The organism is Streptomyces sp. BV286 (assembly GCF_019090165.1).
Taxonomy (GTDB): domain Bacteria; phylum Actinomycetota; class Actinomycetes; order Streptomycetales; family Streptomycetaceae; genus Streptomyces.
Genome location: NZ_JAHRIB010000211.1, coordinates 1 through 25399, shown reverse-complemented (window position 1 = coordinate 25399; position 25399 = coordinate 1). Strand labels below are relative to the sequence as shown.

Below are 25399 nucleotides of genomic sequence, written 5' to 3'. Positions count from 1 at the left end.
GAGCGGAGACGGAGCGGGCATGGCAGCGGGCATGGAAAAGGGGCCCGGCGGCCGATGCCGCCGAGCCCCTTCTCTCATGCCCTACAGCGCGCTGAAGCCCACCTTGCGGGTCGTCGGCTCGCCGAGCTCCACGTAGGCGAGGCGGTCCGCAGGAACCAGGACCTTGCGGCCGTGGTCGTCCACGAGGCTGAGCAGCTGAGACTTGCCCGCCAGCGCCTCGGACACCGCGCGCTCGACCTCTTCAGGGGTCTGACCGCTCTCCAGAACGATCTCGCGAGGCGCGTGCTGCACGCCGATCTTGACCTCCACGGCTATGTCCCTCCGACGGTCACTGATGTGCGCGTTCCTCCGCGCCGTACGCAGCACACATTAGCCCGGTGAGGGGACGTACATGCTCCGCCCGAGAACGCCATGAGCGAACACCCTGTGGGAACAAAGTGGCCTTCGGTGATGATCCGCGGTGCTGGGCGCTCAGTGCTCGGTGCCGTGCAGGGGGAAACCGGCGATGCCGCGCCACGCCAGCGAGGTCAGCAGCTGGACGGCCTCGTCGCGGGGCACGCTGCGGTCGCTGTGCAGCCAGGAGCGGGCCACCACCTGGGCGAGGCCGCCGAGGCCGGAGGCGAGGAGCATGGACTCGGCCTTGGACAGACCCGTGTCCTCCGCGATGACCTCGCAGATGGCCTCCGCGCACTCGAACGTGACCTTGTCCACTCGCTCGCGCACCGCGGGCTCGTTCGTCAGGTCCGACTCGAAGACCAGGCGGAACGCGCCGCCGTCGTCCTCCACGTACGCGAAGTAGGCGTCCATGGTGGCCCGGACACGCAGGCTGTTGTCCGTGGTGGACGCCAGCGCGGTCCGTACGGCCTGCAGCAGTGACTCGCAGTGCTGGTCCAGCAGCGCCAGGTAGAGATCGAGCTTGCCGGGGAAGTGCTGGTAGAGAACCGGCTTGCTGACGCCCGCGCGTTCGGCGATGTCGTCCATCGCGGCCGAGTGGTATCCCTGCGCAACGAACACTTCCTGGGCGGCGCCGAGGAGCTGGTTGCGTCGGGCACGGCGCGGCAGGCGTGTGCCCCGCGGGCGTGCTGCCTCTGTCTGCTCGATGGCTGTCACGCCGCCTCCCAAAGTCGTCCACATGCGGTGAGCGCCGCGCGGCCATCGTACTTTTCGGTAACCGTGGTGTGCGCGGTGCGAGCGGAGAATTTCACGGACCGGACGCCGGTGAAATCCCGCATAACGCGCCATAAGGGGGTATGGCGGGCTCGTCGGACTCCCGGTAAGTGTCCCGGTGGGACGGCCGGAGCGGTCACCGGTGACCGCTCCGGGTCGGATTCACCGATAGTCGTCCTCGTCGAGTTCCACGACCCTCGCCTGTTCGACGAGGTCCGCCTCGCTGCCGCGGGCCGGGTCCACGCCGGTCAGCGGGTCGTCCCGCCGGGGTGCGAGATCCGTACGCTGCTCGGCGGCGTCGGCCTCGGGGGCCTCCGCGTCGAACTCGGTCCCGCCGGTGTCGTCCGTGTCCTCGAGTGCCTCGGGGTCGGTGGGGTCGGCAGTCATGTGTCCTCTTCCCGAGTGGTGCGAGTGCGCTCTTGCGTGAGTACGAGTGCCCTCGTTTACGAAGCGTATGAGAGCCGGGATGAGGGCGCTATGTGATCAGGCCCCGGCAGGATCGCTCGTCGGCGCTGCTCCGGCGGCCCTCCGGCGGCATCGCGGCGGTGCTCCCGTGGCGCCGCGACGGCGACGCGCGAGGTGCCCGGGCGGGGGCCGGCGGTCGTACGGCTGTGCTGCGGTCGGGTGTTGGACGTTCCTTGTGACGGCGAACACACGAACCACTGCGTGATCGTCTCGTAACATTGCCGCATGTCTTCGACCGAACTGCCGTCAGTACTGGCCACTTCCGTCGTGCCGAAGGTCAGTGCCGTGCGGGTGGCGGCGGGGGAACGGCTGCGCACGGTCGGCCTTCCCGGGATCACGCTGACGGTCCGGTCGAGACCGCCGGCCCGGGACGGACTGCCCCCCGCGCTGTACGTGCACGGCCTGGGCGGTTCCTCGCAGAACTGGTCGGCGCTCATGCCGCTCCTCGACGGCCTCGTGGACAGCGAGGCGGTCGACCTGCCGGGCTTCGGCGACTCGCCGCCGCCGGACGACGGCAATTATTCGGTGACCGGGCACGCGCGCGCGGTCATCCGCTATCTCGACGCGTCCGGACGCGGACCCGTGCACCTCTTCGGGAACTCGCTGGGCGGCGCCGTCACGACGCGCGTCGCCGCCGTACGGCCCGACCTCGTCCGCACCCTCACGCTGGTCTCGCCGGCTCTCCCCGAGATCCGGGTGCAGCGCACGGCGGTGCCGACGGCGCTGCTGGCCGTGCCCGGCGTGGCGGCCCTGTTCACCAGGTACACCAAGGGCTGGACCGCCGAGCAGCGCGTACGTGGCGTCACCGCGCTCTGTTACGGGGACCCCGGCGTCGTCACACCCGAGGGGTTCCGCAACGCGGTCGAGGAGATGGAACGGCGGCTCGCCCTCCCCTACTTCTGGGACGCCATGGCACGCTCGGCGCGCGGCATCGTGAACGCGTACACGCTGGGCGGCCAGCACGGACTGTGGCGCCAGGCCGAGCGTGTACTCGCGCCGACACTCCTCGTCTACGGGGGCCGCGACCAACTTGTCTCGTACCGTATGGCCCAGCGCGCCGCGCGCGCTTTCCGGGACTCCCGGTTGCTGACGTTGCCTCACGCGGGGCATGTGGCGATGATGGAGTCCCCGGAGACCGTGGCCACGGCCTTCCGCGAACTCCTCGCGGACACGGGTGAGTTGGCCGACACCGGCGCTACCAGCGCGAGGAGCTGAGGCGGGACGTGGGACGTCACAGCCGTCGCGGGCGCGCCCCCAAGGGCGACACCGCCGACCCGCCCGCGTTCCCGGCCGCCCGGCCGGACACGCGGACGACAGGGACAGGAACGGGGCGCCGCCGGCCTCCCGCGGGGCCGCAGGCTCCATCACCGCCGACAGGCGGGGCACCCGCTCGGGGGGTGCCCCGCCTGCCTGAGGGATGGGTGCCGCAAGGGCCCGGCGGCCCACCCGGACAGGGAGCGTCCCGTCCGGGTGCCGCGCCCGCGGGCGCGGCACCCCGATACGCCGGTGGGGGCCCCTCCTACTCGGACCGGACGCAGACCGGGGGAGGGCCCAGGCTTCCCGACGGCACCCCCGCGCACGGATTCCCGCGGCTGCCGGACGGGACTCCCGAGCACGGCTCCTACCGGTTCCAGGACGGGACCCCCGCGCACGGCTTCCCCCGGTTGCCCGACGGGAACGCGACGCGGGGCGGTGCACCGCGCCACGCCGACGGCACCCCGGCTCGCGGCATGCCCGGTGTCCGCGGTGGACACCCCGAGCAGCGCGAGACCGGCGGTGGCTGGGGCGAGGCGAGGGCGGGCTCCGGGTACGGCATGCCCGGCGCGGCTCCACAGGCGGCCCCGCGCGGTCCGGGGCAGGGCGTGCCCCGAGGCCGTCCGGGACCCCCGCCCCCGGGGCAGCGGTACGGGCCCTCCGCGGCGGGCGCGGGCCCCCGCCAGGCCTACGTCGACGCCTTCGGCGACGACGACCGTTTCGCGTCCCGCTCCGCCGGGACGGCGACGGCGTTCCGAGCGGATTCCTACTCCTCTGTCACCGACTGGGACGAGGAGGTCGAGCACAAGGCGCCGCCCCGCGGTCCGGAGGCCGGGCCGGAGAAGGCGAGGGGCGGCAAGGGCCGGGCCTTCACCGGTATCGCGGCCGCCGCCGTCACCACCGTGCTGGCCGTCGTCGTGGCCGGTCAGGTCGCCGGAGGGGGCGAGGACGACTCCGCCGCGCGTGCTCCGCAGGCGTCGAACGGCGTCGACCGGGAGGCCAAGGACTCCGCCTCGCGCACCGACAACCGGGCGGTCCCGTCCACGAAGCCGAGCGCGGCCACGCTCTCGTACGCACAGCAGATGACGAAGCGGTACCCCCTGGCGGCCGGGCTCAAGGGCGCCGGCGAATTCGAGGCGATCCCCGGTCTCGCCAAGGCTCCTGGCCCCGGGCAGAAATTCACCTACCGCGTCGACGTGGAGAAAGCCCTCGGTCTCGACGGGGAACTCTTCGCGCAGGCCGTGCAGAAAACCCTGAACGACGACCGGAGCTGGGCCCACGGCGGCGGCCGCACCTTCGAGCGGATCTCCTCCGGGAAGCCCGACTTCGTCATCACGCTGGCCAGTCCCGGCACCACCGCGTTCTGGTGCGCCAAATCGGGCCTCGACACCACCGAGGACAACGTCTCCTGCGACTCGGCCGCCACCGACCGCGTGATGATCAACGCGTACCGCTGGGCCCAGGGCTCCGAGACGTACGGCGACAAGATGTACGCGTACCGCCAGATGCTGATCAATCACGAGGTGGGCCACCGGCTCGGATACGGCCACGTGAGCTGCAGCGTCGACGGAGGCCTGGCGCCCGTCATGCAGCAGCAGACGAAGTTCCTCGACCACGACGGGATCAGCTGCCGGCCCAACCCCTGGCCCTTCCCCGGAAGCTGACAGAGGGCGGCGAGGGGGCGCACGGCCCACGAGGGCTCGGCCAAGGGGCGCGCGGGTCGTGGGGGCGCTCGGAGAGCCGCTCGACGTCCTTGTGCGGGACCGCAGGGGAGCCACGCGCGATCCACACCGGGCCCCATGCCGGACCCCATACAAGAACCATGCGGGACGTGGTGCCGGATCGGCGCGCGCGAATCCGTCGGTTCGGGGCCGGGGCCGGGGCGCGCCGGGACCCGTACGGCGGGTGACTGATCGTCCCCGCCTCCTCGCTCCGTGCCCGGCGCTGAACCTGTTCCCGCGGCAGATCGGGTGGCCGTGGCCGCCCGCCCCGCCATCGTCCCCGCCGCCCGCGCCGGGACTCGTCGCGGGACCCGACGCGGGGCCGTCGGCGGCTGCCCGGCGTATGACGAAACGTGTTCGGATGATCTCTTAGCGCTACGGAACGCGACCCGCACGGGAAAGTTACGACCGTTCACCCCTTTTGGTGGTGCGACGGACAACCGTCCATCGCGCAACCGCCATGTCCGCATACGTTCGTCCCGCTGCGAGCCGCCGGGTCAACGGCGGCTCCCCATACGGGAGATCGGGGGTGCGCTCGTGCGCATCGGACTGCTTACGGAGGGTGGCTATCCGTATGTGAGCGGTGAGGCCAGGCTCTGGTGCGACCGGCTCGTGCGCGGGCTCGGGCAGCACGAGTTCGACATCTACGCCCTGAGTCGCAGCGAGGAGCAGGAGGACGAGGGCTGGATCCAACTCCCGTCCCAGGTCAGCCGCGTACGCACCGCCCCGCTGTGGACGGCGGACGACGACGGCGTCGGCTACGGGCGACGGGCGCGTCGGCGATTCGCCGACTGCTACGGGGAGTTGGCGGCGGCCATATGCGCGGGCGACGCCTTGGGCGGCGCCGTGGAGAGCGGCTCCGGAAATTCCGCCGGGGCCGCGGGGCAGACCGGCACCGCTTCGACCGCCGTGGCGGACCGTTTCGGCAGCGCGCTGTACGGGCTCGCCGAACTGGCCCGCGACGAGGGCGGCCTGGTCGGCGCACTCCGTTCCGAAGGCGCCGTGCGCGCCCTTGAGCGCGCCTGCCGCGCGCCCGGCGCACTGCGTGCGGCGCGCACCGCACGCGTGCCCGATCTGCTCACCGTCGCCGCCCAGGTGGAACGCGCGCTGCGCCCCCTCTCCCTCGACTGGTACGAGGACGACGGACTCGGCTCGGTCGACCTGTGCCACGCCACCTCCGGCGGCGCGGCGGCCCTGCCGGGTCTGCTCGCCCACCACTTCTCCGGCGTACCGCTGCTGGTCACGGAGTACGGAGTGCAGCTGCGGGCGCACTACCTGGGTCCGCGGGAGGACCTGGAGGGGCGCACGGCGACGGCCTCGGCGCGGGCGCTGCTCGCCGCCTTCCACGGCAGGCTCACCGCGGAGGCGTACCGGCAGGCCACCGTCATCACCCCCGGCAACACGCACGCCCGCCGCTGGCAGGAGCGCTGCGGCGCCGACCGGTCCAGGATCCGTACGGTCTACCCGGGCATGGAGGCGTCCCGCTTCTCCGAAGTGGGCGAGCGCGCCGAATCCGCCGATCCGGACACCCTGGTGTGGGTCGGGCGCATCGAGCCCGCCAAGGACCTCGTCACCCTGCTGCACGCCTTCGCGGACATCCGCAAGGAGGAGCCGAAGGCACGGCTGCGGATCGTCGGCGCGCCGGCCGAGGGCCTGGAGGGCGCCACCTATCTGGCGCACTGCAGGGCACTGGCCGGGCAGCTCTTCCCCGACGAGGCCGACGGCGTACACGCCGTCGGCGACAACCCCGTCTCCTTCGAGGAGATCGGCGGACCTGAGGTACCGACCCTCCCGGAGGCCTACGCGGCGGGTGCCGTCGTGGTCCTTTCCAGCGTCGTCGAGGGCTTCCCCATCAGCCTTGTGGAAGCGATGTTCTCCGGACGTGCCACGGTGTCCACCGACGTCGGCGCGGTCGTTGAGGTCATCGGCGGCACGGGGCTCGTGGTCCCGCCACGCAACGCGCAAGCGCTCGCCGAGGCATGCGTCTCCCTGCTGCGCGACTCGCCACGCCGGTCGCGCCTCGGCGCCGCGGCACGCGCCCGGGCACTCGAACTCTTCACCGTCGAGCAGAACATCACGGCATTTCACAGCATTTACCTCGACATCGTCACGCGCTGTCCGGTCCCGCGGGACCTGGTCGGCGAATCCGGTGAGCCCTTGCCGTTCGCCGTACCCGCCGAGGCTCATGTGCCCGCCCGCTGGTCGGAGTCCGGGACGCGGCTGGTGGCGGGGAGGCCAGGGCCCGGCTGGGCGGCGGGACCACCGGTACGCGGCGGTTCGCTGGGCCTCGCTCCCGGATCCGCCACGGCGGCGTCCACCGCGTCCACCGCTTCGGGCGAGCCTGTGCCAGCCGGGGAGGGGGCGTGGTGAGCATCCGGCGTCGGATCGGGGACGGGCACCCGACCGACGGTGTTGACCCGGCCCACACCGCCGACCGGGCCCACACCGCTGACCTGGCCGACCGGGCCGGGACTCCGAGCGATCCCGGTGAGTGGGACGCGCGGTCTGAGGGATGGCTGCTCGGCGAACCCGAAGAGCCCGGAGAGCCCGGAGAGGGCGGAGAAGTCGGAGAACTCGAAGTGCCCGGGCGAGAAGACCGCGGAAGCGGGGAGCCGGGGGACTTCGAGGACGTGCGAGGCACGCACGCAGAGGTGGGCGAGACGCGGGTGGTGAACGTCCGGCAGGGAGAGACACGCGTCGTGGACGTGCAGTTGGGCGAGTCGAGAACCGTGGACGTGCGGTCGGGCGAGCAGGGAAACGCGGGCGTGCGGTCGGGCGAGCGGGGGAACGCGGGCGTGCGGCTGGGCAAGCCGAGGAATGCGGCGGTCCAGCCGGGCGAGCCGGGGCCCGTGGACGCTCGGCCGGGTGCGCCGAGCATCGCGGACGCCCGACCGGACCGTCCGGCCGAGCCGGAGTCCGTGAGCGCGCCGTCCCGCTCGACGCAACTCTCGGACGCCCCGCCCGGTGAACCCGCCGATCGCGAAGCCCCCGCCCGGCGCGGCGCCGCCGACCCCGTGAAGGCCCTGATGCACCGCCATCGGGAGCTGTGCGAACGCGCGGTGGACCCGCTGGAGATCGCGGCGGGCCTGGAGGCGCACGGCGTGACCGACCGGACCGCCACACGCTTCCGGCACCGGGACGTCTTCTCCCTCGCCGAGGAGATGTACGCGCGCGTGCCCCGCGCCGGCGACACGACCCCTCTCTCCGAGGTGCCCGAGACCCCCAAGGCACGCGCCGACTGGGCCGTACTCGCGCTGCTGCCGGGCGCGCTGTGCGCGGCAGTCGTCGCCGGGCTGCGGTTCACCGAAGGGCGGCCGCGCCTCGCGGTGACCGTCGTGGGTGTACTCGTCGTGGCCTTCGGTCTGCGCGCGGCACTCAGCCGCGGCCCCCTGCACGCCACACGCTCCTGGGCCCCGACACCGTCCACACGCGCGTGGACCTGCTGGCTTCTCGCCTACGCGATCCTCGGCGACGGCCTGCTCGCCGCGGGTATGGAGGGAGGGCCCACCGGGCTGCCCACCGGCGGCTCCGACAGTCCCTGGCCGATCGCCCTCGCCTCCGTCGTCGCTCTCACCGCGTCCTGCGCCCCGGCGGTGTGGTGCGTGCACCTCTTCGCCGTACGCGCCCGGCGCCGACTCGCCACCAGCCGCGCACTGGAGGAGTTCGCCGCCTCCGTAAGACCCCTCCTCCTGGGCGTGTTCGGACTGTTCCTCTGTGCCCTCTTCGGCCTGCTCGCCCTGAGCGGGGCGGTACTGGGCGAGCCCGCCGCCTACACCGGAGCCGGCGCCCTCGGCGCACTCCTCCTGCTCGCCCGGCTCCTCACCGTGCACGGATTCACCCATGCCCCCGCCGTCGTCCTCACAGCCGCGGGCGTGACCGAGGCGGCCGCGCTGCTGAGCGTCTTCGCGGCGCGCCTGCCCGGCTGCGAAACGCTGGCCGTGCCCGTCGAGACCGTGGCCGACGCCTGGGGGCCGGGCGCCGTCCCGGCCCTCGTGTGCGGTGCCGCGGCACTCGTCCTCCTGCTCCACGCGACCAGGACTCTCACCCGGGCCTCGGCCCACGCGGCACGCGGCGACACGCCGTGAACCGCCACGTCCGCCCGGCGTCCCCGCCGAGCGGACCCCTTCCCGCGGGGCGGACACCGCGAGCCTCCCGCACGACCCACGGCAACACCCTGAAGGAGAACGCCAGATGATCACCCTCCGCATCGGAGAATCCGCCCCGGGAGCCGCCCGATGAGGGTGCTGCTGATCGGAGCCAACGGATACCTGGGCCGGTTCGTCGCCGACCGCCTCCTCGCCGACCCTGCCGTGCAGCTCACCGCGCTCGGCCGGGGCGACGACGCGGACGTGCGCTTCGACCTCGCCAGCGGCAGCCCCGGAGCGCTCACCCGCTTCCTGGACGCGGTGCACCCCGGGGTCGTCGTCAACTGCGCCGGTGCCACCCGCGGCGGCGCCCGCGAGCTCACCCGGCACAACACCGTCGCCGTCGCCACCGTCTGCGAGGCCTTGCGCCGCAGCGGCTGCGGCGCCCGCCTCGTGCAGATCGGCTGCGGCGCGGAGTACGGCCCCAGCCAGCCCGGATCCTCCACGGCCGAGGACGCCGTGCCCCGCCCCGGCGGCCCGTACGGCGTCAGTAAGCTCGCCGCGACAGAGCTGGTCCTCGGATCCGGCCTGGACGCCGTCGTCCTGCGGGTGTTCTCGCCCGCAGGACCCGGCACCCCGGCGGGCTCCCCGCTCGGACGCCTCGCCGAAGCCATGCGCCGCGCCATGCAGTCCGGCGACGGCGAACTCAAACTCGCCGGCCTCGGCGTACAACGAGATTTCATCGACGTACGTGACGTCGCCCGTGCCGTCCACGCCGCCTCCCTTTCCGCCGCCCAGGGCGTCATCAACATCGGATCAGGCCGAGCCGTACGCCTGCGGGACGCCGCCTCCGTCCTCGCCCGCGTCGCCGGATACGGCGGAGCCCTCCACGAACTCGACGCACCTCCCGGCCCCACCAGGCCGTCCATCGGCCACCCCCGCTCCGAACCGGAACACACCGCCCCGGCCGCGTACCCGTACCCGGACGGCTGCGGCAGCTGGCAGCAGGCCGACGTGCGCACCGCACGCGACCGGCTCGGCTGGCGGCCCCGGATCAACCTCGAGGAATCCCTCGCCGACATCTGGATGGAGGCGGCATGCCGCATCTGACCAGCACCACGGCAGGCACCGCGAGCACGGACCTGAGGATCGGCTTCGGTGTCCCCGGCTACGCCCACCCCCTGGTCGCCCCCGTCGAATGGAGCGAACTCACCCGCCCCGGCACCCCCTTGCACTGGGTCGTCCTGAACGTCTCCGACGGCCCCGGCGCGCGCCCCGACCCGCACTGTCTGGAAGCCGCCGGACGTCTGCGCAACGCGGGCATCCGCGTACTCGGTCACCTGGACGTCACCTACGGCGCCCGCGCCTTCGGTGAACTCGTCTCCGACGCACACCGCTACCGCGACTGGTACCAGGTCGACGGCTTCCTTCTGGACCGCTGTCCCACAGAGCGGACAGCGCTTCCGGAGATCCGGCGCACCGCCGACACCCTGCGGGCCCTCATCGGCGGGGGCCACATCGTCCTCGGCCACGGCACCCATCCGTATCCCGGCTACGCCGAGACCGCCGACCAGTTGGTGACCTTCGCCGGGCCCTGGAGCGACTACCGCTGGTCGCAGGTGGCGGAGTGGACCGCCGAATACCCACCCGACCGCTTCTGCCACTTCGTGCACGGCATGCCCAGGGGCCATCTCGACGAGGCTCTGCGCATCGCCCGCTGGCAGGGCGCATCGACGATCTACTTCACCGACCGCACGGATCGCGGAGGTTCGGCCGACCCCTGGGAGAGCCTGCCCGGCTACTGGGACGAGATCGTCTCGCGGATCGGAACGGGTGTCTCGGAATGAAGAAGGGCGTGGCAGTGTTACGGGGAGAACAACTGTAGTGATTGACCGACCAACGGAGTCCCCGTGTCGCTGCCACCCCTGGTCGAGCCAGCTGCTGAGCTCACCGTAGACGAGGTCCGCAGGTACTCCCGCCACCTGATCATCCCCGATGTGGGCATGGACGGGCAGAAGCGGCTGAAGAACGCCAAGGTGCTCGCTGTAGGCGCCGGCGGTCTGGGCTCGCCGGCGCTGATGTACCTGGCCGCCGCGGGCGTGGGCACGCTCGGCATCGTGGAGTTCGACGAGGTCGACGAGTCGAACCTGCAGCGCCAGATCATCCACAGCCAGGCTGACATCGGCCGCTCCAAGGCCGAGTCCGCCCGCGACAGCGTGCTGGGCATCAACCCGTACGTGAACGTGGTCCTTCACGAAGAGCGGCTCGAAGCCGAGAACGTGATGGACATCTTCAGCCAGTACGACCTGATCGTCGACGGCACGGACAACTTCGCGACCCGCTACCTGGTCAACGACGCGTGCGTGCTGCTCAACAAGCCGTACGTCTGGGGCTCGATCTACCGCTTCGACGGTCAGGCCTCCGTCTTCTGGTCCGAGCACGGTCCGTGCTACCGCTGCCTCTACCCGGAGCCCCCGCCGCCGGGCATGGTCCCGTCCTGCGCCGAGGGCGGCGTCCTGGGCGTGCTGTGCGCGTCCATCGGCTCCATCCAGGTCAACGAGGCCATCAAGCTCCTCGCGGGCATCGGGGAGCCGCTCGTCGGCCGCCTGATGATCTACGACGCCCTGGAGATGCAGTACCGCCAGGTCAAGGTCCGCAAGGACCCGAACTGCGCGGTCTGCGGCGAGAACCCCACCGTCACCGAGCTCATCGACTACGAGGCCTTCTGCGGCGTCGTGTCCGAGGAGGCCCAGGAGGCGGCCGCCGGCGCGACGATCACTCCCAAGCAGCTCAAGGAGTGGATCGACGACGGCGAGAACATCGAGATCATCGACGTCCGCGAGATCAACGAGTACGAGATCGTCTCGATCCCCGGCGCCAAGCTGATCCCGAAGAACGAGTTCCTCATGGGCACCGCCCTGGCGACCCTGCCGCAGGACAAGAAGATCGTCCTGCACTGCAAGACGGGTGTCCGCAGCGCGGAGGTCCTCGCGGTCCTCAAGTCGGCCGGATTCTCGGACGCCGTGCACGTGGGCGGCGGCGTGATCGGCTGGGTCAACCAGATCGAACCGCAGAAGCCGGTGTACTAGCGGAAGCCTGTGTACCGACAGAAGCCGGTGCACCAGCGGAAGCCGGTGTACTGGACGTACGCCTTCTTCGGAGGAGGGGCTCGGCACCACGTGTGCCGGGCCCCTTTCCGCTGCCCGGGCCGGGACTGCCCGGGCCGCTACTCGCAGACCTTGCCGTCCTGCGGCACCTTCCCGTCCAGCAGGTAGTCGTCCACCGCGCTGTCGACGCAGTCGCTCCCGCTCCCGTACGCCCCGTGCCCCTCGCCCTTCCAGGTGAGCTGCACGCCGACGCCCTTGCCCAGCTCGTCCGCCATCTTGCGAGCCCCCTCGTACGGCGTCGCCGGGTCGCCGGTGTTGCCCACCACCAGGACGGGCTCCGCGCCCGGCGCGCTCACCTCGGGTGTCTCGTGCTGCCCGGCCACCGGCCAGTCGTGGCACCAGCCGGCTGTGTCCCAGCCCATCGAGTCCCCGAACACGGGGGAGATCTTCCGGAACTCGGAGAGCCGTGCCTTCGCCTCCGCGAGGGTCGGCCGCTCCTTGTCGTCCAAGCACGATATGACCCGTTGGGAATGGGTGGTCGTGCCGTAGCGGCCCGAGGCGTCACGGTCGTTGTAGCTGTCGGCCTGCGCGAGCAGTTCCGTACCGTCGCCGTCCTCGGCGGCCTCGAGCGCGCCGGTGAGGGCGGGCCAGGACGACTTGCTGTAGAGCGGGTAGACGATGCCCGTGAGGGCCAGCTGCTGGGTGAGGTCGCGGCCGCCCGACGTCGGCAGCGGTTCGGAGTCGATTCGCTTCAGCAGGTCCGCGATCTTCCGCGAGCCCTCCTCGGGGTCCTGACCCGTGGACTTGAGGTAGTCCTCCAGAGCGCGCTGGAAGCCCCTGGCCTGGTTCTCCGCGTGGCCGACCGTGCCCGCGCTCGGGTCGACGACCGCGTCCAGGACCAGCCGGCCCACGTTCTTCGGGAACAGGTGCGCGTACACGCCGCCCAGCTCGGTGCCGTACGAGATGCCGAGGTAGTGCGTCTTCGCGTCACCGAGGACATGTCGCATCAGATCCATGTCCCGGGCCGTGTCGGTCGTCGAGACGTGCCCCAAGAGCTCCCCTGCCGACTTCTCGCAGCCCTTGCCGAAGTCGGCGGCGTCGCTCAGGAAGGCGGTTTCCTCGCTGGAGGTGTCCGGCGTGGTGTCGACCGACTCCGCTGCCTGGATCTCCTTGTCGCTGCGGCAGCGCACGCCTTCGCTGGCGGAGACACCGCGGGGGTCCCAGCTGACCAGGTCGTACCGCTCGTGGAGCTTCGCGAACGTCGGTCCGTACGGGGGCAGATAGTCGACGCCCGAGCCGCCGGGGCCGCCGAAGTTGAACAGCAGCGAGCCGATGCGGTCGTCCGAGGAGCCACTCGACTCACTGCGGATCAGGGCCAGACCGATGGTCTCGCCCTTCGGCTTCGCCCAGTCCAGCGGCACCTTGAGCGTCGCGCACCGCCAGTCCCCGCCGGGCGCGGGGCCGGTCGCCGTGGCCTTGCAGCTGTTCCAGTCGAGCTTCTGCGAGGTGAGCGAGGCGGGCAGACCCGGCATCGTCTCGGAGGAGGGGGCCGGCGGCCTGCCGTCGTCCTTGCTCTCCTCGTCGTCCCCGGACGAGCCGCTGCAGCCGGCCACCAGCAACGCGGCGGCAGCCAGTGCCGTCCACCCTGGGATACGCGCCATGAACACTTCCCCCCTCGCATCGTCGTCCGCCGGATGTCGCGGATGACAGTCAGGCCATAGTAGGCAGATCGCCGTGAGCCCCTGCCAGGTCCTGTGGATAACCGTCTGACCTGCGGATTTGCGAGTCCGATTCGGTGTTGAGGTGTCCTGGACCTGGTCTGCTCGCCGCCCGGCCCCGGCGTGCACCACGAGCGGGCCCGGCCCTTCTCGACGGTGGGTCCCGGCCCCCTTTTCCGGCAGCAGCCCCGGTCGTCTCAGGAGCAGACCGTGCCGTTCGACGGAACCTTGCCGTTCAGCAGATAGCCGTTCACCGCGGCGCGCACGCACTTGTTTCCGCTGTCGTACGCACCGTGCCCCTGCCCCTTGTACGTCAGCTCGACCCCGACCCCCCTGCCCAGCGCCTGCGCCATCTTGCGGGCGCCCTCGTACGGGGTCGCCGGGTCGCCGGTGTTGCCGACCACGAGGATCGGGGCCGAGCCGGGCGCGCTCACGTCAGGGTGGTCGGCGGCGCCCGCCACGGCCCAGTCGGTGCAGCCGACCATGCCCCACGCCAGATAGTCACCGAAGAGCGGAGAGGCCTCTCGGAACGCCGGGAGCTTCGCCCGCACGTCGGCGGAGGTGTACCGCGGTTTGTCGTCCGCGCAGTTGACGGAGATGTTGGCGGCGCTGATGTTGCTGTACTCGCCGTCCTGATTGCGGCCGTTCATCGAGTCGGACAGCAGCATCAGATTCCTGCCGTCACCGTCGTACGCCTGCTGGAGCCCTTCGGTGAGGAACTCCCAGAAGTCCTGGGAGTACAGGGCCTGCAGGATGCCGCTGGTGGCAGCGGTCTGGGTGAGCTGCCGTGGGAAGTCCCCCGGAATCGGCCGACGGTCGAGGTCCTTCAGCAGCTTGGCGATCCGGTCCTTGACGTCCTGCGCACTGTCGCCGATCGGGCACTCCTCGGGCTTCGAGGCGCAGTCCTCGGCGAAGTTGTCCAGCGCGAGCTGGAAACCCCTGGCCTGCCCCAGGGACCCCTGCTCGGCGTTCTGTGTCGGGTCCACGACCGCGTCGAAGACGGCCCTCCCCACCTTCTTGGGGAACAGGTGCGCGTACACGCCGCCCAGTTCGGTGCCGTACGAGATGCCGAAGTAGTGCAGCTTGTCGTCGCCGAGGACCTGGCGCATCAGATCCAGGTCGCGGGCCGCGTCCGTGGTGCGCACGTGCGGGAGGACCTTCCCGGAGTTCTCCTCGCAGGCCTCGTTGAACTCCTTCGTGTTGTCCAGGAGTGTCCGCTGCTCGGCGTCGTCGTCCGGGGTGGCGTCCTGCTGGAAGTACTCGTCGAGCTGTTCGCTGTCCTCGCACGTCACGCCGGCACTGCGGCCGACACCGCGCGGGTCGAAACTGACCAGGTCGTAGCGGGTGCGCAGCTGCTCGTAGTCCTGGCCGAAGGCGGGGAGCGCCGCCACGCCAGAACCGCCGGGACCACCGAAGTTGAACAGCAGCGAACCGATGCGTTCGTCCTTGGCACCGCCGGCCTGCGCACGGATCAGCGCGAGTTCGATGGTGTCGCCCCTGGGCTTGTCCCAGTCGAGTGGCGCCTTCATCGTCGCGCACTTCCACGTGGTGCCGTCCGGCAGCGGCGAGGGGGCCTCGCCGCCGCCCTCGGACTCGGACGGTTCCGGGCAGTCCTTCCAGCTGAGCTTCTGCGCCGACAGGTCCACGTCCTTCGAGCCGCCGTCGTCCCCGCATCCGGCGAGGGCCGCGAACAGCAGGAGGGAGGCGGCGGTCAGGGCTGCGGCACGCGGCGGGGAAGGGTTCGGCATGAACCCATCCTGAGGTCGCCCGGCACGGGCCGCTCGGGGCGCGAGCCGTGCGGGTGAGACCCCCGCCTCCGCCCCTAGAGCGCGCCCTTGCGCGTCAGGTGGTTGAAGAACAGCCATCCCGGCAGCACGGGCAGCCACAGTGTGAGCAGTCGGTACAGGAGCACGGCGGGCGCCGCGACCTCACTGGGGAGCCCTACCGCGATCAGACCGACCGTGAGGGTCGCCTCCACCGCGCCCACACCGCCCGGGGTGGGCGCAGCGGAGCCGAGCGCGTTCCCGGCGAGGAAGACCACGGCGACGCTGGCGATGCTGAGCGAGGGCATGCCCTCGGTACCGAACGCCCGGACCGACGCGTCGAGACACATCACGAAGCACGCCGTCAGCAGGAGCATGCCGCCGATGCCGGTGAGGAGCTTCTGCGGCCGCTGCAGTACATCCAGCATGCGCGGCACGACACCCGCGAAGAGCGACCTCACGCGCGTGACGACGAATTTCCGCAGGAACGGCACCGAGGTCACCACAAGGACGAGGACCGCGACGGTCAGCAGCCCGGCGATGACCGTCCGGGACGGCGACAAGGAGGGCGTCTTCTCCGTACCGGTCAGATAGCCGAAGGAGAGCAGCATCAGGATGTGGCAGCCGAGCCCGAACAGCTGCGACGCGCCGACACTCGCCACCGCGAGCCCCGGCCGCACCCCCGCGCGCTGAAGGAACCGCGTGTTCAGCGCGACACCGCCCACCGCGGCCGGCGCCACGATCTTCACGAAGGACCCCGCGACCTGCGCCGCCACGGTCCGCATGAACGGCACCCGCTCGGGCACGAAACCCAGCAGGCTCATGGCCGCCGCGAAGTAGCTCAGCATCGAGAAGAGGACGGCCGCGGCGACCCAGCCCCACTCGGCGTTGTCGAAGAGCGTCGCGAACTCGATGTGCGTCAGCTGCGTCAGCAGGAAGTACGCGCCGAACGCGCCCGCGATGAAACTGATCAGCGTGCGCGGGCGGACGCGCTCGAGGCGGGCCGGCTCGACCGGTGCCAGCGGCCTGATCAGCAACACCTGATGGCGGATCTGGGTGAGCAGATCCTCCTCACGGGCCTCCTCCAGCGCCTCGTCGATCGCCCGCTTCTCGGCCCGCTGCTCGGCGCGTACGGCCTTCTTGTCGGGCTTTTCGAGGACCGGCCGCCTGGACTCCTCGGGCGTGGCCTCATGCTCCTCGGCGCGGACCAGCTTGGCCTGCCGGGACGCCTCCAGAACCGCCTCGCGCTCGCGCTCCGACCGCTCCCGGGCCAGCTTCCGCAGTGTCGCGCGGTGGGAGCGGGTGAGCGCGATGGGCTGCAGCATGGGCAGGCAGTCGGCGACCGCGTCCGGGCCGAGCACGCCGACGGCCGAGGCCACCGCGCGCTCCGCGCCGACCCGCAGGCCGAGCGTGGTCACCAGCTGGGCGACGTCCATGCGCAGCAGCAGCTCACCCGCAGCGATCTCGCCGTTGCGCAGGTCCGTGAGGATCACCGTGCCGGAACGATCCACCAGAATGGCGTCCCCCGCCAGTCTGCGGTGCGCGATGCGCCGCGACTGCAGTGCCTGCACCTGGTGCCAGGTGTCACGCAGCAGGTCGTCGGTGATGTCCTCGTCCGCCAAAGAGTCGAGGGTGCGTCCGCCCGTGTGCTCGTAGACCAGCATCACGGCGTCCGGGCCGAGCTCGGAGGTCGCGATGAGCTTCGGTGCGTTGGCACCGGCCGCGATGGCCGCGTACGCGAGGAGTGCCTCCTGCTCCAGGGCCTGACGCAGTGACTGGAGGCTGCGGCGCGTGGTGATGCCGCGCAGCGTCAGACGGCGCCACACGCGGTAGAAGAAGCCCTGCGCCTGCTGTTCCCGGTCCACCACCGTGACATCTAGTGGGGGGCCGTCCTGGAGTGTCACGAAGTATCTGCGGCCGCGGTCCCCGTCCGGGGCCTCCGGGGTCTCGTCCCGGGCCGCACTCACCGGGTGGAAGCCGACGTGCCGCAGACCAGCCATCAGCGTCCGCCCTGTGGGCCGGACGTTCGGCGAGCCGACCGCGTACAGCGTCCCGTACGCCACGCTCCAGCCGATCAGCACCGTGAGGATGATCGAGAAGGGCGTCGTGTAGCCGGTGACCAGCATCGAGAACGCGTCGAGCAGCAGCACCACCCACAGGACCGCACGCCAGCGCGGCCGCCGGGACATGCCGACGGCCGTCATGTACGCGATGACCGGCGCGAGGTAGCCGTGCACCGGGTCGGTCAGGGCCTGGATGTCAGCGGGGGAGGGCTGGGTGAGTGCCTTCTGGATGGAGTCCGGGGCGGCCTTGGCCACCCACAGGTCGGTGGCGAGCGTCACACCGTGCGCGAGGACCGCGGCCAGTACACCGTCGGCGATCCGCAGTCCGTCCCGCTTGATCAGCCGTTCGATGGCGAAGGCGACCGGTACGAGAAGGATCGCGATGCTCGACGCCAGCCCCGCGATCTTGATCAGCAGGTCGGGTGCCTCGTCGGTGCCCTTGTTGATGTCCTGCGCCAGCCCCGACGTCGTACCGTGCGCGAACGCGGCGATCGACAGCAGCAGGGCGACCGCGAGGACGCCCACCAGGAGACGCATCAGGTCGGAAGGACGGTGCACGCGCGCGGGGAGCAGCGGTTCGTCGCCCTCGACCTCTTCGGCATGGGCGTCGTCGGCCGCGCAGTCGGCCTTCTCGGCTCCGCTCTCCTTGCGCATGTCCGTCTTCTTCTGGGACGTGTCCGGGTTCTCGGGCGTCCCGGATCTCTCCGGAGGGCGCCCGTCCGTGTCGTCGCCGGTATCGGGGCGCGACGAGACCTCAGAGGTGCCCTCCGCGCCTTCGGGGTGCACACCCTGCTGTTTCATCGTCTCTTCTTGGTCTCGTATCACCAGTAACCGCCCGCACGATGGTGGCATGCCCCGCCGGGACAGGGGGGCATCAGGGTGCAATGCGGGGGCGCACAGTCTGCCCGAAGCGCTGATCCCGTGCGAGGAATACGCACAGTCGCCGCCGCGTCACGTTGTCGGCGGCGTGGGGCAGGATGGGCCGGATGAGCGAGCAGAGCCTCCCGGCGGACGCCTTGCCGGAATACGCGGAACGAGTCCTCGACGTCGCCGAGGAAATTCCGCCCGGGCGCGTCATGACGTACGGAGACGTCGCGGAATGGCTGGAGGAAGGCGGCCCGCGCCAGGTCGGCCGCGTGATGGCCCTCTACGGAGGAGCCGTTCCGTGGTGGCGGGTCGTCCGCGCGGACGGGGTGCTGCTCCCCGGCCACGAACTGAAGGCGCTGGAGCATTACCGGGCGGAAGGCACGCCCCTGAAGGGGGCGAGCAGAGCCTCCGAAGGCCATCTCCCGCGCCTCGACATGAAACAGGCCCGGTGGGAAGGCGGAGATCGCGCGGAGGGTCACACCTGACAGCTTCCGGCATGGGACCGCCGGGACAGGGACAGATGGCCCGTACGGGGGAACGCGGGCACGCCCGTGACATGCCGTACGTTCGGGAAGCGGGAGACGCCCGTGCCGGGAGGGAACACGAGGAAGCGCTCCTTCCACGTCACCCACCGGCGTAGCGTCGACGGCACGCAGCCCGTTCATCCGGCGGCCACCACCCTCCCCCTGCCGTAGCTTTCCCACCCGTCGCCCGAGCACGATCCCTCAACGACGGCGTTCCGCGCCGACTCCGACAGCCCCAAGCACACCCACCAGGACCGGCGAACCACGTGAGCTCCTCTTCCTCCACCAGGCGCCTGTCGCACCCACAGGGGCGACAAGGGGCCCGCGGCGCTTACCGACTGGTGCGTACCCCGCCGGCCCGGGTGGCCCCCCCTCTGCTGGACGCAGCACAGCGCGCCGTGGTTGACCATCAGAGCGGCCCGCTGCTCGTCCTCGCAGGTCCGGGAACCGGCAAGACGACCACGCTCGTCGAGTCAGTGGCGGCCCGCATCGCCCAGGGCACGGACCCCGAGCGGGTCCTGGTCCTGACGTTCAGCCGCAAGGCCGCCGTGGAACTGCGCGACCGCATGGCACTGCGCATAGGAGCCGCCCGAGCGCCCCAAGCGACCACGTTCCACTCCTTCTGCTACGCCCTCGTCCGCGCCCACCAGGACACCGACCTCTTCGTGGAACCGATGCGGCTGCTCTCCGGCCCCGAACAGGACGTGGCGGTAAGGGAACTGCTCGCGGGCCAGCCCGGCCTGGAGCGGCTCGGCCTCGCCCACGTGCGCTGGCCGGACGAACTGCGCGCCTGCCTGACGACACGCGGCTTCGCCGACGAGGTCCGCGCCGTCCTCGCCCGCAGCCGGGAACTGGGCCTCGGCCCCGACGCCCTCCAGACCTTCGCCCGGCGCATCGGCCGCCCCGACTGGCTCGCGGCCTCCGCCTTCCTCGCCGAGTACCTCGACGTGCTCGACATGCAGGGAGTGCTCGACTACGCGGAACTGGTGCACCGGGCAGTGATCCTCGCCCGGCGCCCGGGCGTGGCCGAACGGCTCGCCGAGCGGTACGACGCGGTCCTCGTCGACGAGTACCAGGACACCGACCCGGCGCAGCTGCGGCTCCTGGACGCGCTCGCGGGAGGCGGCCGCACCCTGGTGGCTTTCGGAGACCCCGACCAGTCGATCTACGCGTTCCGCGGCGCCGACGTGAACGGCATCCTCGACTTCCCGGACACCTTCCCGCGCGCGGACGGCCGACCGGCGCCGGTCGAGGTCCTGAGGACGTCACGCCGGTCGGGCGCGGACCTGCTGGCGGCCACCAGACTGCTCACCCAGCGGATGCCCCTGACCCGGCTCCCTGCGGACAAGGTCCGCGCCCACAGGGAACTCGCCCCCGTACGGGACGGCGGACGCGTGGAGGTCCACACGTACCCGACCCCCGGTACGGAGCTGGACAACATCGCGGACATCCTGCGCCGCGCCCATCTGGAGGACAGCGTTCCGTGGAACGAGATGGCCGTCCTCGTGCGCGCCGGCTCCCGCACCATCCCGACGATCCGCCGCACCCTCACCGCGTCCGGCGTCCCCCTCGACATCGACGGCGACGACCTGCCCCTGCGCCACGAACCGGCGGTGACACCCCTGCTGACAGCCCTCAAGGTGGTGGCCGCGGCGGAACTGGAGGAGACGGCACAGCACGCGCTGCCTGCCGACGAGGAGGAGCCCGAAGAGACCGCCGGCGAGGAACCGGCCGCCGAGCGCCCGGAACCGGTCGAGCCCCCGGAGGAAGACACACCGCCGGTCGCACCCGCACCCGGACCCGGACCCGGACCCGAAGCCACCGGACCGGCCGGCCCCCGCCCCTCCCAGGAGCCTGCCCCGGAGCAGCAGCCTGCCCTGGAGCAGCAGCCCGACCCGGAGAAGCCGTGGCTCGACACCGAGACCGCCCTCACCCTTCTCGCGTCCCCGCTGGCCGGCATGGACGCCGCCGACCTGCGCCGCCTGGGCCGCGCCCTGCGCGAGGAGGAGCGCGCCGCGGGCAACCATGTGCCACCGCCCTCCGACGAGTTGCTGGCACGGGCACTGGCCGAACCGGAGAGGCTCATCGCCCACGACCCCTCCTACGCGCGCGGGGCCCAGCGCCTGGGCGCCCTGCTGCGCAAGGCACGAGAGCGCCTGGCAGGAGGCGGCACGGCCGAGGAGGCACTCTGGGAGCTGTGGGACGGCACACCCTGGCCGCAGCGCCTGGAGCGGGCCGCCCGACGCGGCGGCGCGGCCGGGCGCAACGCGGACCGCGATCTCGACGCCGTGTGCGCACTGTTCGCGACCGCCGCCCGCGCCGAGGAACGCACCGGCGGCCGGGGCGCCCTCAACTTCCTGGAGGAGGTCGAGGCACAGGACATCGCCGCCGACACACTCACCCGAAGGGCCGTGCGCCCCGACGCCGTACGCCTGATGACCGCGCACCGCTCCAAGGGCCTGGAATGGCGCCTCGTCGTCGTCGCGGGCGTCCAGGAGGGCCTGTGGCCCGACCTGCGCCGCCGCGGCTCCCTCCTGGAGGCCGACCGCATCGGACGCGACGGCCTCGCGGAGCCCCTCACCCCCGGAGCGCTCCTCTCCGAAGAACGCCGACTGTTCTACGTGGCCGCCACGCGCGCGCGTGAGCGCCTCGTCGTCACCGCCGTGAAGGCTCCGGCCGACGACGGCGACCAGCCCTCCCGCTTCCTCACCGAACTCGGCGCGGAACCCAAGGACATAACAGGCCGCCCCCGCCGCCCCCTGTCCGTCGCCGCACTCGTCGCCGAACTGCGCGCCACGACGGTCGACCCCCGCGTCTCAAACACCCTCAGGGCGGCGGCGGCCCGCCGCCTGGGCCGGCTCGCCGCACTCGGCGACGAGGACGGCCGCCCTCTGGTCCCGTCCGCCCACCCCTACCGCTGGTGGGGCATGTACGAACCGACCGAGAGCAAGGTGCCGCTGCGCGACAGGGACCACCCCGTCGTGCTCTCCGGAAGCGCCCTCGACCAGCTCGCCAACACCTGCGCCCTGCAGTGGTTCCTCGGCCGGGAGGTCAAGGCCGACGCTCCCGCGACCGTCGCCCAGGGATTCGGCAACGTGGTGCACGTCCTGGCCGACGAGGTCGCCTCCGGCCGCACGCCCGCCGACCTCGCCGTCCTCATGGAACGCCTCGACTCCGTATGGGAGGCGCTCGCCTTCGACGCGCCCTGGAAGTCGGCGCAGGAGAAGGAACACGCGCGCGTGGCGCTCGAACGCTTCCTGAAATGGCACGTCATGGACCGCGCCGAGCGGACCCCGGTCGCCAGCGAACACGACTTCGACGTCACCCTCGAAGCGGGCTCCTACGAAGTCCGCATCCGTGGCTCCATGGACCGCGTCGTGAGGGACGCCGACGGCCGCGCCTACGTGGTCGACTTCAAGACGGGCAAACAGGCACCGAGCGCCGCCGACGTGACCCACCACCCTCAGCTCGCCGTCTACCAGCTCGCCGTCCGCGAAGGAGCCGTCGACGACGCCTTCGACGGCACACGCCCAGAGCCGGGCGGCGCCGAACTCGTCCAGCTCCGCCAGGGCGCCCCCAAGAAGGACGGCGGCGAGACCCTGCCCAAGGTGCAGGCCCAGGAGCCCCTGGAGGGGGAGTGGGTCGGTGACCTGCTCGCCACCGCCGCGGGCAAGGTCCTCGACGAACGGTTCACACCGACGACCGGCCAACACTGCACACACTGCGCGTTCCGGGCCTCCTGCAGTGCGCGACCCGAGGGACGGCACATCGTCGAGTGACCCGGGACCGGGCACCACGTCCACGAGCGGCCCCGGAGTGACGTACGGCACCACGCGTGCTGACCAGCGCATCCTCCGGCCCGGCCACCGAATCGGCACCGACTGTCAGTGGGCGCGGCTAGCCTCTCTGACGTGCCAGCCCGTATCACCGATCCCGAGCAGCTCAAGGAGCTCCTCGGCATCCCGTTCACCCCGGAGCAGACGGCCTGCATCACCGCACCGCCCGCACCGCAGGTGATCGTGGCCGGAGCCGGCTCCGGCAAGACCACGGTCATGGCCGCGCGCGTGGTCTGGCTGGTCGGCACCGGCCAGGTCGCCCCCGAACAGGTCCTCGGCCTGACCTTCACCAACAAGGCGGCAGGCGAACTCGCCGAGCGCGTACGAAAGGCACTGATCAAGGCCGGAGTCACCGACCCGGACGTGATCGACCCGGACAACCCGCCCGGCGAGCCCGTGATCTCCACCTACCACGCCTTCGCCGGCCGCCTCCTGACCGACCACGGGCTGCGCATCGGGCTCGAACCCACCGCGCGCCTCCTCGCCGACGCCACGCGCTACCAGCTCGCCGCACGCGTCCTGCGCGAGGCACCGGGCCCCTACCCCGCCCTCACCCGCTCCTTCCCCGACCTGGTCAGCGACCTCCTCAACCTCGACTCCGAGCTCGCCGAACACCTCGTACACCCGCAGGAGCTGCGCGCGTACGACGCCCGGCTGCTCAGCGACCTGGAAACCGCCAGACTCACCAACGCAGACCTGCGCAAGGTCCCCGAGACGGCCGCCACCCGGCGTGAACTGGCCGAACTGGTGAGCCGCTACAGAACCGCCAAACGCGACCGGGACCTCCTCGACTTCGGCGACCAGATCGCCCTCTCCGCGACCCTCGCGAGCACACGCCCCGAAGTCGGCGGCATCCTGCGCGACGAGTTCAAAGTGGTCCTCCTCGACGAGTACCAGGACACGTCCGTCGCCCAGCGCATCCTCCTGGCGGGTCTGTTCGGCGGCGGCACCGGCCACCCCGTGACCGCCGTCGGAGACCCCTGCCAGGCCATCTACGGCTGGCGCGGCGCCTCCGTGGCCAACCTCGACGACTTCCCCGAACACTTCGCACACGCCGACGGCCGCCCCGCGACCCGCCAGGCACTCAGCGAGAACCGCCGCAGCGGCGGCCGCCTCCTCGACCTCGCCAACGGCCTCGCCGAGCCCCTGCGTGCCATGCACGCGGGCGTGGAGGCCCTCCGCCCGGCCCCCGGCGCCGAACGCGACGGAACGGTGCGTTGCGCCCTGCTGCACACCCACGCCGACGAGATGGACTGGCTCGCCGACTCCATCGCCCACCTCGTACGCACCGGAAAGGCCCCCGGTGAGATCGCCGTCCTGTGCCGCACCGCCACCGACTTCGCCGAGATCCAGGGCGCACTCGTCGCCCGGGACGTCCCCGTCGAGGTCGTGGGCCTCTCCGGCCTGCTGCACCTGCCCGAGGTCGCCGACCTGGTCGCCGTCTGCGAGGTCCTCCAGGACCCCGGCGCCAACGCCTCACTGGTCCGCCTCCTCACCGGCCCGCGCTGGCGCATCGGCGCCCGCGACCTCGCCCTCCTGGGCCGCCGGGCCCGCACGCTCGTGTCCCACGCGCGCGTGGGAGCCGACGACGACCCCGACCGGCGGCTCGCCGCAGCCGTCGAAGGAGTCGATCCGGCCGAAGTGATCTCCCTCGCGGACGCCCTCGACACGTTCCTGGAGACACCCCTCGGCGGCGACGGCGACGACGACGGACTGCCGTTCTCGTCCGACGCGCGCGTACGGTTCGCCCGCCTCGCCACCGAGCTGCGCGACCTGCGCCGCTCGCTCGCCGACCCGCTCATGGACGTCCTGCACCGGGTCCTCGCCACCACCGGCCTGGAGGTGGAACTCTCCGCCTCCCCGCACGCCCTGGCCGCCCGCCGCCGCGAGACCCTGTCCAACTTCCTGGACGTCGCCGCCGCCTTCGCCGCCAACGACGGTGAAGCCAGCCTCCTCGCCTTCCTCGGCTACTTGCGCACCGCGGCCCAGTACGAGAAGGGCCTCGACAACGCCCTCCCGGGCGGCGAGAACACCGTCAAGGTACTCACCGCGCACAAGTCCAAGGGCCTGGAATGGGACGTCGTCGCGGTGCCCGGCCTTGTTACCGGCACGTTCCCCAGCAGCCAGGGCCGCGAGAAATGGACCGCCCAGGGCAAGGTCCTCCCCCACGAACTGCGGGGCGACGCCGACACCCTCCCCGACATCGACGCCTGGGACTCCCGCGGCATGAAGGCCTTCCACGAGGCCATGAAGGAACACCAGCACACCGAGGAACTCCGACTCGGCTACGTCACCTTCACCCGTCCCCGCTCCCTGCTGCTCGGCTCCGGCCACTGGTGGGGCCCTTCCCAGAAGAAACCCCGCGGCCCCTCCGCCTTCCTGCAGTCCCTGTACGACCACTGCGAGAGCGGACACGGCGAGATCGAAGCCTGGGCGGACGAACCCGAGGAGAACGAGGAGAACCCCGCACTCCACCGGGCCGGCGGCGACCACGCCTGGCCGCTCCCGCTCGACGACACCGCGATGGCCCGCCGCAGGGAAGCCGCACAGACCGTCCTCGCGTACCTGGAGTCCGGCCACCCGCAAGAGACCACCCACCTCACGTCCCACGACGTTCCGGACGCGTACGACGACCCGGACTGGCCGCCCCCGCCCGACGAGGACGAGCCCCCCTACGAAGAAGACGACTACGCGAACGAGACCCACCACGCGGACGGCGATCCCACGAACCCGCCCTACGAAGAGGCGACCCACGGAGAAGCCCCCCACGAAGAGACCGATCTCACAGACGGGACACCCCACGGCGACTGGGACTCGTGGACCACGCAA

At 71.8% G+C, this 25399-nt stretch carries 16 protein-coding genes; 10 read left to right on the top strand and 6 right to left on the bottom strand.

Annotated elements, in window-relative coordinates:
* Positions 1–81 precede the first annotated feature (81 nt).
* The 3 genes from KUF83_RS40465 to KUF83_RS40455 all read right to left on the bottom strand — a co-directional run bounded on the left by KUF83_RS40465 (position 82) and on the right by KUF83_RS40455 (position 1554).
* On the bottom strand, positions 82–309 hold the full coding sequence (locus KUF83_RS40465) for a DUF3107 domain-containing protein (RefSeq protein ID WP_055610545.1): 228 nt from the start codon (positions 307–309) through the stop codon (positions 82–84).
* 162 nt (positions 310–471) lie between these two features.
* Positions 472–1110 (bottom strand): TetR/AcrR family transcriptional regulator, encoded by a 639-nt coding sequence (locus KUF83_RS40460; protein ID WP_217460117.1) that lies wholly within the window; start codon positions 1108–1110, stop codon positions 472–474.
* Positions 1111–1329: 219 nt separating this feature from the next.
* Complete coding sequence (locus tag KUF83_RS40455) at positions 1330–1554, bottom strand: hypothetical protein (RefSeq protein WP_217460116.1); 225 nt, start codon at positions 1552–1554, stop codon at positions 1330–1332.
* 303 nt (positions 1555–1857) lie between these two features.
* Here KUF83_RS40455 and KUF83_RS40450 point away from each other — a divergent pair, with 303 nt between their 5' ends.
* The 7 genes from KUF83_RS40450 to moeZ all read left to right on the top strand — a co-directional run bounded on the left by KUF83_RS40450 (position 1858) and on the right by moeZ (position 11781).
* Entirely contained in the window at positions 1858–2847 is a 990-nt protein-coding gene (locus KUF83_RS40450) for an alpha/beta fold hydrolase (RefSeq protein WP_217460115.1), read from the top strand.
* Between the two features lie 8 nt (positions 2848–2855).
* Positions 2856–4550, top strand: a complete 1695-nt coding sequence (locus KUF83_RS40445) for a DUF3152 domain-containing protein (RefSeq protein WP_217460114.1) — start codon at positions 2856–2858, stop codon at positions 4548–4550.
* A gap of 594 nt (positions 4551–5144) precedes the next feature.
* A complete protein-coding gene (locus KUF83_RS40440; RefSeq protein ID WP_217460113.1) occupies positions 5145–6977 on the top strand; it encodes a DUF3492 domain-containing protein in 1833 nt (610 codons plus the stop codon).
* Positions 6974–8692, top strand: a complete 1719-nt coding sequence (locus KUF83_RS40435) for a hypothetical protein (RefSeq protein WP_374106253.1) — start codon at positions 6974–6976, stop codon at positions 8690–8692. Before KUF83_RS40440 ends, KUF83_RS40435 begins: the two co-directional genes overlap by 4 nt.
* A 150-nt stretch (positions 8693–8842) precedes the next feature.
* Entirely contained in the window at positions 8843–9802 is a 960-nt protein-coding gene (locus KUF83_RS40430; RefSeq protein WP_217460112.1) for an NAD(P)-dependent oxidoreductase, read from the top strand.
* Positions 9790–10539 carry a spherulation-specific family 4 protein gene (locus KUF83_RS40425; protein ID WP_217460111.1) on the top strand — a complete coding sequence of 250 codons (750 nt, stop codon included), beginning with the start codon at positions 9790–9792 and terminating at the stop codon, positions 10537–10539. The genes KUF83_RS40430 and KUF83_RS40425 overlap by 13 nt, the downstream gene beginning before the upstream one ends.
* Positions 10540–10602: 63 nt before the next feature.
* On the top strand, positions 10603–11781 hold the full coding sequence (moeZ, locus tag KUF83_RS40420; protein ID WP_217460110.1) for an adenylyltransferase/sulfurtransferase MoeZ: 1179 nt from the start codon (positions 10603–10605) through the stop codon (positions 11779–11781).
* 137 nt (positions 11782–11918) lie between these two features.
* Here the strand turns inward: moeZ and KUF83_RS40415 are convergent, their stop codons facing one another.
* The 3 genes from KUF83_RS40415 to KUF83_RS40405 all read right to left on the bottom strand — a co-directional run bounded on the left by KUF83_RS40415 (position 11919) and on the right by KUF83_RS40405 (position 18144).
* Positions 11919–13460: an alpha/beta hydrolase gene (locus tag KUF83_RS40415; RefSeq protein ID WP_217460109.1), complete on the bottom strand. Its 1542-nt coding sequence runs from the start codon at positions 13458–13460 to the stop codon at positions 11919–11921.
* 254 nt (positions 13461–13714) lie between these two features.
* Positions 13715–15265, bottom strand: coding sequence for an alpha/beta hydrolase (locus tag KUF83_RS40410; protein WP_217460108.1), 1551 nt, complete (start codon positions 15263–15265; stop codon positions 13715–13717).
* A gap of 74 nt (positions 15266–15339) precedes the next feature.
* On the bottom strand, positions 15340–18144 hold the full coding sequence (locus tag KUF83_RS40405; RefSeq protein WP_217460107.1) for a lysylphosphatidylglycerol synthase transmembrane domain-containing protein: 2805 nt from the start codon (positions 18142–18144) through the stop codon (positions 15340–15342).
* Between the two features lie 185 nt (positions 18145–18329).
* Here KUF83_RS40405 and KUF83_RS40400 point away from each other — a divergent pair, with 185 nt between their 5' ends.
* The 3 genes from KUF83_RS40400 to KUF83_RS40390 form a co-directional block, all read left to right on the top strand.
* Positions 18330–18695 (top strand): MGMT family protein, encoded by a 366-nt coding sequence (locus KUF83_RS40400; RefSeq protein ID WP_217460106.1) that lies wholly within the window; start codon positions 18330–18332, stop codon positions 18693–18695.
* Between the two features lie 305 nt (positions 18696–19000).
* Positions 19001–22513, top strand: coding sequence for an ATP-dependent DNA helicase (locus KUF83_RS40395; RefSeq protein WP_217460105.1), 3513 nt, complete (start codon positions 19001–19003; stop codon positions 22511–22513).
* A 132-nt stretch (positions 22514–22645) separates the two neighbouring features.
* The coding region (locus KUF83_RS40390) for an ATP-dependent helicase (protein WP_308403393.1) at positions 22646–25399 on the top strand (2754 nt) is incomplete at its 3' end.